The 9,639-nt window shown below is 50.4% G+C and carries 11 protein-coding genes; 10 read left to right on the top strand and 1 reads right to left on the bottom strand.

Annotation, left to right across the window (positions count from 1 at the left end; genetic code table 11):
• Positions 1-426 precede the first annotated feature (426 nt).
• From zigA to fba, 3 genes are all read left to right on the top strand, one after another.
• Positions 427-1,656 carry a zinc metallochaperone GTPase ZigA gene (zigA, locus tag NP596_RS10485; protein ID WP_256615304.1) on the top strand — a complete coding sequence of 410 codons (1,230 nt, stop codon included), beginning with the start codon at positions 427-429 and terminating at the stop codon, positions 1,654-1,656.
• Complete coding sequence (locus NP596_RS10490; protein WP_256615305.1) at positions 1,653-2,018, top strand: DUF1826 domain-containing protein; 366 nt, start codon at positions 1,653-1,655, stop codon at positions 2,016-2,018. Before zigA ends, NP596_RS10490 begins: the two co-directional genes overlap by 4 nt.
• 382 nt (positions 2,019-2,400) lie before the next feature.
• Positions 2,401-3,405, top strand: a complete 1,005-nt coding sequence (gene fba, locus NP596_RS10495) for a class II fructose-bisphosphate aldolase (protein ID WP_256615306.1) — start codon at positions 2,401-2,403, stop codon at positions 3,403-3,405.
• Positions 3,406-3,471: 66 nt separating this feature from the next.
• Here fba and NP596_RS10500 read toward each other — a convergent pair whose 3' ends face one another.
• Entirely contained in the window at positions 3,472-4,638 is a 1,167-nt protein-coding gene (locus tag NP596_RS10500) for a PilT/PilU family type 4a pilus ATPase (RefSeq protein ID WP_256615307.1), read from the bottom strand.
• A 131-nt stretch (positions 4,639-4,769) separates the two neighbouring features.
• Between NP596_RS10500 and NP596_RS10505 the strand changes: the two genes are divergently transcribed.
• From NP596_RS10505 to NP596_RS10535, 7 genes are all read left to right on the top strand, one after another.
• Positions 4,770-5,813, top strand: a complete 1,044-nt coding sequence (locus NP596_RS10505; protein ID WP_256615308.1) for a tRNA (5-methylaminomethyl-2-thiouridylate)-methyltransferase — start codon at positions 4,770-4,772, stop codon at positions 5,811-5,813.
• Entirely contained in the window at positions 5,810-6,034 is a 225-nt protein-coding gene (locus NP596_RS10510; protein WP_256615309.1) for a sulfurtransferase TusA family protein, read from the top strand. The genes NP596_RS10505 and NP596_RS10510 overlap by 4 nt, the downstream gene beginning before the upstream one ends.
• Positions 6,035-6,412: 378 nt before the next feature.
• Positions 6,413-7,084 carry a hypothetical protein gene (locus NP596_RS10515; RefSeq protein WP_256615310.1) on the top strand — a complete coding sequence of 224 codons (672 nt, stop codon included), beginning with the start codon at positions 6,413-6,415 and terminating at the stop codon, positions 7,082-7,084.
• Positions 7,085-7,232: 148 nt separating this feature from the next.
• Entirely contained in the window at positions 7,233-7,634 is a 402-nt protein-coding gene (locus NP596_RS10520) for a hypothetical protein (RefSeq protein ID WP_256615311.1), read from the top strand.
• 88 nt (positions 7,635-7,722) lie between these two features.
• Positions 7,723-8,262, top strand: coding sequence for a hypothetical protein (locus NP596_RS10525; protein WP_256615312.1), 540 nt, complete (start codon positions 7,723-7,725; stop codon positions 8,260-8,262).
• A 136-nt stretch (positions 8,263-8,398) separates the two neighbouring features.
• Complete coding sequence (locus tag NP596_RS10530) at positions 8,399-8,857, top strand: hypothetical protein (RefSeq protein ID WP_256615313.1); 459 nt, start codon at positions 8,399-8,401, stop codon at positions 8,855-8,857.
• Between the two features lie 481 nt (positions 8,858-9,338).
• On the top strand, positions 9,339-9,639 hold a 301-nt coding region (locus NP596_RS10535), incomplete at its 3' end, for a bifunctional ornithine acetyltransferase/N-acetylglutamate synthase (RefSeq protein WP_256615314.1).

The raw sequence follows: 9,639 nt of genomic DNA on the forward strand, positions 1-9,639 counted from the left end.
CCGTTTGCGGCCGTGTAAGCTGCAGAGCGGGCGGAATCGAGGCATGACCGGCATTTAGAGTAAGCGAGGGATGGAGTTTAATTCACGAATGTTTGTAAGGTTTATCACAAACAGACCGGGTTGCGTAGACATGCGGCCAATCAACCTAAAAGCGGTTTATCGAAGCATATTGGTATTACGCATCCATTATGTTATAAAGTAACATATTAGGCGCGTGGCGATTTGGGTCATGCCGCAACAAACCGGCATGAGCGGATCGGTATGCGTCTCACCGGTGCACGGCCATAGCGCTTGCCGTGAAAAAGCGATTCATGCGGCAGAGCTATCGAGGTGGGGTTTGGAATCGATTATTGAATGCCCGCGTTAACCAAGACGCTGTCGGTTTTCGGCCGCATCTTCTCCATAAGTTATGAATACAACAACTCTATGACATTGCCTTTAAATCGACCGGTCTCCGGCAAACTGCCCGTCACCGTACTTTCCGGCTTTCTCGGTGCCGGCAAAACCACGTTGCTCAAACATATTCTCGGCAACCGCGAGAACCGCCGAGTAGCAGTGATCGTCAACGACATGAGCGAAGTCAATATCGACGCCGCGTTGGTTAAAAACGAGGTGCAATTGAATCGCGGCCAGGAAAAACTGGTCGAAATGAGCAACGGCTGCATTTGCTGCACCCTCCGCGAGGATTTGCTGATCGAGGTCGGCAATTTGGCCAGGGAAGGCCGCTTCGATTATCTGGTGATCGAATCCACCGGCATTGCCGAACCCTTGCCGATTGCCGAAACCTTCACTTTCCGGGACGAACAAGGCCTTAGCCTGTCCGACATCGCCCGTCTCGATACTCTGGTAACCGTGGTCGATGCCGTCAACTTCATGCGCAACTACATGGAAGCCCTGAGTTTGAAGGAAAGCGGCGAATCCTTGGGCGAGGACGACGAGCGCAACGTCGCCGACTTATTGGTGGATCAAATCGAATTCGCCAATGTCATCCTGATTTCCAAGATCGACCTGATCTCCAGCGGCGAAATCGTCAACCTGAAAGCCGTCCTGCACAGCCTGAATCCCGATGCGGACATTGTGCCGATGGCGATGGGTCGAGTCGACTTGAACAAAGTGTTGAACACCGGCCTGTTCGATTTCGAAAAAGCCGAACAGGCACCCGGCTGGCTGAAGGAATTGCGCGGCGAGCATACGCCGGAGACGGAAGAATACGGCATCGGCAGCTTTGTTTACAGTGCCAGGCGGCCGTTTCATCCGCAACGTTTCTACGAACATCTGCATTACGGCGAATGGGAAAACGGCACCTTGCTGCGCTCAAAAGGCTTTTTCTGGCTGGCCTCCCGGCCCGAGCATGCCGGCAACTGGTCGCAGGCCGGCGGCATCATGCATCACGGGCTCGCCGGGCGCTGGTGGGCCGAGGTGCCCAAGGAACAATGGCCGGTGGAATATCTGGACGACATCGAATCGCAATGGGCGGAACCTTTCGGCGATTGCCGCCAGGAATTGGTGTTCATCGGCCAAAACGTCGATGCCGATCAAGTGCGCATGGAACTCGACGCCTGCCTGCTGACCGACGCCGAATTGGCGGCCGGCCCGGAGGCCTGGCGCAATTACCGGGATGATTTTCCGCAATGGTTTGCCGATGGCCAGCCTTGACGGCTATTTGCATCCCATCGGCAACCAAGACCGTCATCTCCAATAACTTCGCCGATTTGTCGCGCATTTACGAAGACGGCGTCAATTTATGCCTGATCGAACGGCCGTTTCCTGCCGCCATAGAGCAATTCGTTTACCGGGCTTTACAAAATGCCGGCAGAGTCGAGATTAGCCAGCCGGTCGATCCGCTACATTTCGACTTTAATAGGTTATGGCCAAAAGCCGCGCAATTACCCGGCTATCAAGACTGGCTGGCGAATGTAGAGATGCTGGCCACGGCCTTCTGCGAACTGTTCGGCCGCCGTGCAGCCGCGCCGCCTATTGTTGACCCTCGATATGGTGTGAGCGGCGGAAATTCGTAGGGTATGCGGCGGGCACCCAACAGCCGATTAAATCCGTTAGCCGAAGGCGATCGTCTATCGGCCAATTTGCGACACTCAACTATTTCACCGCGTTGAATCTTAACCGTTCGCTGCTTTTTCGAGTCTCCCACCATTGGAGGCTGTTGTAAAAGCCAAAATGCAGATTGGGTTAGCATAGCGTAACCCAACAAAATCAAAACGTTGGGCTTTATTGCATTCAGCCAGACCTACCTTTTACGACAACCTCCATTGTATTATCTCAACGTGGCGATAGTAACTACAAAGGCCGTACCGATTTCTATCATAGCCCCCGCCAAAAATTCGCATCATACTTTGTGATACGGTAGCGCCTAATATATTAACGAATTCAGGAGAGCCGCTTATGGCTTTAGTTTCACTACGACAACTGTTGGATTATGCGGCGGAGCACGACTTTGCCGTTCCCGCTTTCAATATCAGCAACATGGAGCAAGTTCAAGCGATTATGCAAGCGGCCGACGCCTGCGATAGCCCGGTGATCATGCAAGGCTCGGCCGGCGCGAATCGCTACGCCGGCGAAGTGTTTTTACGGCATTTGATTCTGGCCGCCGTCGAGCAGTATCCGCATATCCCGGTGGTTATGCATCGCGATCATGGACCGACGCCCGATATTTGCGCACAGGCAATTCAAGCCGGCTTTAGTTCCGTGATGATGGACGGGTCTTTGCTGGAGGATATGAAAACGCCGGCTTCATTCGAGTATAACGTCGACGTTACCCATACCGTGGTCAGGATGGCGCATGCCTGCGGGGTTTCAGTGGAAGGCGAGATAGGCTGCCTGGGTGCGTTGGCAGCCGAACAAGACCACCGGCGTTTGCTGACCGATCCCGACGAAGCGGTGGAATTTGTTAAACAGACCGGAATTGATGCGCTGGCCGTTGCCATCGGCACCAGCCATGGCGCTTATAAATTCAGTAAACCGCCCACCGGCGAGGTTTTGGTGATTAGCCGCCTAAAAACCTTGCAACAACGCTTGCCGAATATGCACTTCGTAATGCATGGGTCAAGTTCGATACCTCGGGAATGGCGCGAAATCATCAATGAATACGGCGGCAATATTCCCGAAACTTACGGCGTACCGGTCGCTGAAATCGTCGAAGGCATTAAATACGGCGTTCGCAAAGTCAACATCGACACCGACTTGCGCATGGCCTCCACCGGTGCCATGCGCCGCTTTTTAGCGCAACCGGAAAATGCCGCCGAGTTGGACGCCCGCAAGACTTATCAAGCCGCCCGGGACGCCATGCAAACGCTTTGCCGGTCGCGCTACGAAGCTTTCGGCTCCGCCGGGCACGCCAGTAAAATTAAGGCCATACCGCTACGCGAAATGGCTAAACGCTACCGGTAGGATAAAAGGACGAAGGGTTAAGCACTCGGTGATACAGACTTATCCTGAACCGTTGGCATTAAAGACTTAATGCCCCTCTTCGTCGTCCTCTTCGCTTTTAGCAATTTCTTCCAAGGCCAGGCTGTCCAGCATGCGTGTGCCGTTCTCGGCTTTTGGCGCCGTGGCCGAACCCAGCCCTTCGCTGAGATTGATTTTCAATTTTAAATTATTGGGCGAATCCGAATTGCGCAAGGCTTCTTCCAGCGAAATCACGCCGCTTTTATACAACTTCATCAAGTGGCTGTCGAAGGTCTGCATGCCGATGTTTTCGGATTTTTCCATGGCTTCCTTGATGGCGTGCACCTCGCCCTTATGAATCAAGTCGCTCACCAGTTTGCTGCCCAACAAAATTTCGATTGCCGCCACCCGTTTGCCTTCGATGGTGGGCACCAGGCGCTGCGAAACGAAGGCCTGCAAATTCAACGACAAATCCAGCAGCAATTGCCCGCGCCGCTCTTCCGGGAAAAAATTGATAATCCTGTCCAAGGCCTGATTGGCATTATTGGCATGCAGCGTGGACAGGCATAAGTGGCCGGTCTCGGCAAAGGCCAGCGCATGTTCCATGGTTTCCTGGCTACGGATTTCGCCGATAAGAATCACATCCGGCGCCTGGCGCAGGGTGTTTTTCAGCGCATCTTCATAACTAAGGGTGTCCACCCCCACCTCGCGCTGATTGACCAGGGATTTTTTATGCGGATGCACGAATTCGATGGGGTCTTCGATGGTAATGATGTGCCCGGAGGAATTGCTGTTACGGTGATCGATCAACGCCGCCAAAGAGGTGGATTTTCCCGAACCGGTGCCGCCGACAAATAAAATCAGCCCGCGTTTTTCCATGATTTTATCTTTCAAAATCTGCGGCAAACCCAGGGCATCGGCATTGGGAATATCGACCTTGATGTTGCGAATCACCAGCGCGTGGCTGTTGCGCTGTTTGAAAATATTCACCCGGAAGCGGCCGATACCGGGCTCGGCAATGGCCAGATTCATTTCCGGCACATGGTCGAACGCGGCGCGTTGGTCGGCATCCATAATATTATTGGCGATTTCCTTGAGCCTTTCCGCCGTCAACTTGACGTTCTCTATCGGCTTCAGCGTACCTTGAAATTTCGCCGCCGGCGGCGCACCCACGGTTAAATAAAGATCGGAACCGTCGTGTTGCACCAATATTTTCAAATACTCTTTAAATTCCATCGCCTTGCTACCGGTAATTATTAAAATCGGCTTTAAGTGTAGAGTAATCCCGGCTTAAGTGAAGCCGGGAACAGTCCCGCGGGTATCGCGTATAATGGCGGGTTTTCCAAAGTACCCGTACTATTGCAGTTATGAATCAACAACGAAAAGCGGTGGCGCTGATTTCCGGCGGCCTGGACTCCATGCTGGCCACTCAAGCCATTCTGGAACAAGGCATTCATGTCGAAGGCATCAATTTTTTTACCGGCTTCTGCGTGGAAGGCCACACGCACGCCATTCGCAAGCAGGATGCGGACAAACCCAAGCGCAACAATTCCCTGTGGGTTGCCGAGCAACTGGGCATTAAACTGCATATCATCGATGTGATCGAAGAATATAAACAGGTCCTGCTCAACCCCAAGCACGGCTACGGCGCCAACATGAACCCCTGTTTGGATTGCAAGATTTTCATGGTGAATAAAGCCAAGCAATGGATGGCTGAAAACGGCTTCGACTTCATCATTACCGGCGAAGTGGTGGGCCAGCGGCCGATGTCGCAGCGCAAGCAAACCATGCCCATCGTCGCCGCCGAATCGGGTGCCGACGATTTGCTGGTCCGGCCTTTGTCGGCGCAAAATTTGCCGGCCACGCTGCCGGAACGGGAAGGCTGGATCAGCCGCGAAAAACTGTTCGGTTTCAGCGGCCGCTCCCGCAAGCCGCAAATGGCCCTGGCCAAGGAATTCGGTTTTACCGATTACGCCCAGCCGGCCGGCGGCTGCTGCTTTTTAACCGATGCCGCTTATTCGAACAAACTGGTCGATTTATGGCAGGCGCGGGGTAACCGCGAGTATGAGCTGGACGACGTGATGTTGCTGAAAGTCGGCCGCCACATCCGCCCGAAGCCGCATTTTAAAGTCATCGTCGCCCGCGAAGACGGCGAAGCCCGCTTCATGAGCGGTTACAAAAAAGACTTTATGAGCATGAACTGCGCCAGCCACCGCGGCCCGCTGGTTCTGATCGATGGCGCGCCGACCGAAGAGGACCTGTACCTAGCCGGACGGATTACCGCCCGTTACGGCCAAGGCCGCGACGCCGAAACGGTGGAAGTGACCGTGCGCACTCGGGAAGGCGACGAACGCAACATCCAGGTCAAACCCTTGCCTGCGGAACAAATGCCCCAGGAGTGGTTTGTATGAACCGGCAAACCTTGAACGCCCGCCGCTTGTTGTGCCCGTTACCGGTTATCCGCACCCAAGACAAAGTCAAAACCCTGCAAAGCGGCGATGTTTTGACTGTCGAGTGCACCGATCCGGGCGTGATGCAGGACATACCGGCCTGGTGTCGGATTAATGGGCATAAGGTGTTGGAAACGAGAGCTGATGATGGGGAGTATGTGATTGTTTTGGAAGTTGTTTGAGTTGTTTTCCGTTCGCGTTGTTTGATTAATTGAGTCGCTAACGCGACGATTGTTTTAACGCCGGTTGTCGCACGGCAGGCGAGTTACTTTCTTTTGCTTCGCCAAAAGAAAGTAACCAAAGAAAAGGCGACCCGGACGCAGCTTTCGACGGGGATCGGCAGAAGGGGCTTCCTGCCCCTCTGCCGATGTGCGGCATCCATGCCGCACCCCTGCGGGCTATGCCCGCCGAAAGCTACGGTGCTCGGCGCGGCATACGGTAGAAAAGCCGTCGCGATTGAAAGAAACGGTTTATTTGAGATCGTAGGATGATATAACCATCTAATAACTTCGTTGGGCGACATCTGCAATGCCCCTTAAATAGGCAAAGGTAAATCAATAATGATAAGTGTCGATTGCTTGAAAGTTGAAAGAGCGTTGTTGAGTTCTTTATCAGTAGACGAGCTGAATTCAAAAGAGCGTGATCTCTACAAAGAAAAGAAACCTAGTTTTGAAATCGGCAGGTTGGTTCATCGAATGGCACAGGGCTACTATTCCCATACTGCGGCAGTTGAGGTGGCGAGAGACCCACGATCAAAAGCCTTGGCCTCCACCATATTGCAAGGTGTAGATGGACAACCCGTTCCTGTTGGTTATGTCGTTCGTAATAACAAAACACAACATACCTATGACTTTAACTATTATCTGGATTATCTAAACAATCCAACAATGGTCGATGATTTAGCCAGAAGTTGGTTGGTAGGCTCGCTGCTGACCATTGGTGATGCTCTTTCAAAACTCCGTTACCTTGATCACGCACCTGAACTTGAGCTGCTATACCATCTTAGAAATGGCATTGCTCACGGAAATAAATTTAACCTTACAAAAGATGGGTTGGCGCGCCTAAAAAAGTATCCTGCTCATAATAAGAAAGCGCGTGTGAAAAGTGCTGAATTTGAGATTGTGGAAAATCTCAAAGGGAAGCCAGTGCTCTTTGATTTCATGGGGCCGGGAGACATTCTTGATCTCCTTCAGTCAATTGAAGTTCACCTCACCTGGATATGTCCAAGATGAGATACCGGAAGTGTTTGTGCAAACCGATGCAGGTCTGCATTCGTAGCACTCTGCCCAACCCGTCAGTCCATCACTTCTACGATAGTATCTTTAAATTCAACATATGCTAAGCCTTTTAGAAAAATTCCTACCAACAAAACAAACAAGGATGATAGCCGCAGCGACATCGCCATTAGCGCTAGGCGTTCCATTTTTGGCTGAGGCATTACAAAAATTAGGGTTAAATATTGAATACCTATCAAGGCCAGAAGTTCGGATAATCCTTGGATTACTTGTATTTTGTTTAGGCTTGATTTTTCTTGTTTATTCGCTTGTATGCTCTTTTAATGTTCAAATCGAAAAGCAAAAAGACAATATAAAATTGAAATTCGGAATATATTGGGACAAAGATAATAATCCGCTTTGCCCATCATGTAAGCTTCCTGTATCTTATGGAAAGTATGCAATAGGCGGCACGGGTTACCGATGTTTTTCATGTACAAAGACATTTCCGCTAACTGACGATGTTGGAAATAGATTAAAGCCTGAACAAGCGATCCAAAATCTATAGTCTATCACCGCATCAATCCAACTCCACGTTGCTACGCGGGTTAATTTTAGTGTTATATATTATGTCGAGCGAAAAGGAGATTGGCAGAGTGATTGAAAAAGGCCAAAAAATATTAATAATATTTCTTCTTATAATATCAAAATCTTCTTTTGGAGTAGATATTGAACAAGGTCTGCGTAATTTGACACGACACCAAGCATGGATGTCTATCGAAATTAGAGTTCCCTCAACAGGGATGTTTATAGCTTCCCGTGCTGTAACGGAAGACAAGAGAAAAAATGCCACATTAGCTTTTACTATGTCTCCCAATAACGGGCACTGTCAAGAAAGTATGGAAGTTATTTTTGATGTGGGATCGGCACTATCAGAAAACCAAAATAGAGAGGGCTTAATAGAGATACAAGTTGATAGCAGTAGCCCTTTGCATCTGCCAGGTAAAATTGCTGCTTCTGCTGGTGATCATTACTTGTTCTTTGAGGTCGAAAGTCAAAATCTCGTGAAAGAGCTATTCAAAGGCAAGGAGCTTTTAATTAATGTTAGAGGTATTGGACTTGCGGATTTTTCTTTAGCTGGTTTTAGTAAAGCGTGGAAGAATGCTAATAACACTTGTAAAGGATTTGAATATTGATTTCCATGGTCTATACATCATTGCATCCTACCGGACTCTTCGTACCTGAGTTTTTGCATTGCGCGATAAGTCAGTTTTACCAATCAAGGGAACAGGGGCATAGTGCGTCTTTTAATAATTGTCTATGAAATTTGACATGAAAAAAATCATATTTTTAATATTGATGATGTCCTCAATGAACGCGCTTGCTATTGATGTAACAATGTCAATTGCATCGGACGGATTAGGAACACCTACGATTGTTGGAGCAACAAATCTCCCTGATGGAATTGAATTGTCTGCAACAGTGGTGCAGATGGGGTCTAAAAATATAGCGTCTTATGTTGCGATGGTTTATGGGACGGTAAAACACGGAAGATTTTATTTTGGACCATTCTCTGATGATGGGATGGTATTAAATATTGCTCCGTACGCAGTAGACATTTCAATGGTTCACCCGAGACTCCAGCCGAATGAAACTTGGCCCATTATCGGGCGTGATGGTGAAAAATTAGAAGGGCCATTAGTCGAAAACTGCGTAATTGGCGGTCACATTATTGGGTACAAAAAAACATTTCAACTTGTTGACGGTATTAACCCGCGTAGCACCGATTAGCGCCAGCGTAATCGGAGGAATGAAAAGCCCGGTAGGTCACGTTGCCGCGATAGCGGTTACGTGACAATTAAAGCCAAAAAATGTCAGGGAACGCTATCGCGCACCCTGACCTACAATCTGTAAAATATTGGTAGCTGCGCAATGCGTACCCTGCATTTTTCCAATATTTTCTTGAATTCCAGGATGGTTTTCCTCCCTTATGCCGCGCCGAGCACCGGAGCTTTTGAACGGATCAGCCCGCAGGGGCGATGCAGGGATGCATCGCGTTGACGAAGGGGCAGGAGCCCCTTTCGGCAACCCCGTTCAAAAGCTTCGGAGCGCAGGACTCAAGCGGCATCGGGTGTCATTTCTTTTGGGTACTTTTCTTTGGACAAGCAAAGAAAAGTACCTCGGTTGTCGGTCCGAGAACCGACATCAAAAACATCTGTCGCGATAGCGACACAAAATTAGACCGGCTAATAATTTTCAACAGGTTACAAAAATGGCAGTAGGACAATGTGATTTTCCCACGATGCACCCCGTCAAGGGCATCAAACTCGGCACTTGCAATGCGGGTATCAAGCAAACCCAGCGCGACGATATATTGGTCGTCGAAATGGCCGAGACCGGCAGCTGCGCGGCGGTGTTTACCCAAAACGCCTTTTGCGCGGCCCCGGTCTTGATCGCCCGCGAGCATCTCTCGCAAGAGCCGCGCTGGCTGTTGGTCAACTCCGGCAATGCCAATGCCGGCACCGGCAAACAAGGCCTGCAGGACGCCTTCGCCAGCTGCGCGGCGCTGGCCG

This window comes from Methylomonas rivi (assembly GCF_024505165.1).
Classification (GTDB): domain Bacteria; phylum Pseudomonadota; class Gammaproteobacteria; order Methylococcales; family Methylomonadaceae; genus Methylomonas; species Methylomonas rivi.

Coding starts and splice junctions, on each gene's coding strand:
- zigA (WP_256615304.1), top strand. CDS start 427: ATGACATTGCCTTTAAATCGACCGGTCTCCGGCAAACTGCCCGTCACC.
- fba (WP_256615306.1), top strand. CDS start 2,401: ATGGCTTTAGTTTCACTACGACAACTGTTGGATTATGCGGCGGAGCAC.
- NP596_RS10500 (WP_256615307.1), bottom strand. CDS start 4,638: ATGGAATTTAAAGAGTATTTGAAAATATTGGTGCAACACGACGGTTCC.
- NP596_RS10505 (WP_256615308.1), top strand. CDS start 4,770: ATGAATCAACAACGAAAAGCGGTGGCGCTGATTTCCGGCGGCCTGGAC.
- NP596_RS10510 (WP_256615309.1), top strand. CDS start 5,810: ATGAACCGGCAAACCTTGAACGCCCGCCGCTTGTTGTGCCCGTTACCG.
- NP596_RS10515 (WP_256615310.1), top strand. CDS start 6,413: ATGATAAGTGTCGATTGCTTGAAAGTTGAAAGAGCGTTGTTGAGTTCT.
- NP596_RS10520 (WP_256615311.1), top strand. CDS start 7,233: ATGATAGCCGCAGCGACATCGCCATTAGCGCTAGGCGTTCCATTTTTG.
- NP596_RS10530 (WP_256615313.1), top strand. CDS start 8,399: ATGAAAAAAATCATATTTTTAATATTGATGATGTCCTCAATGAACGCG.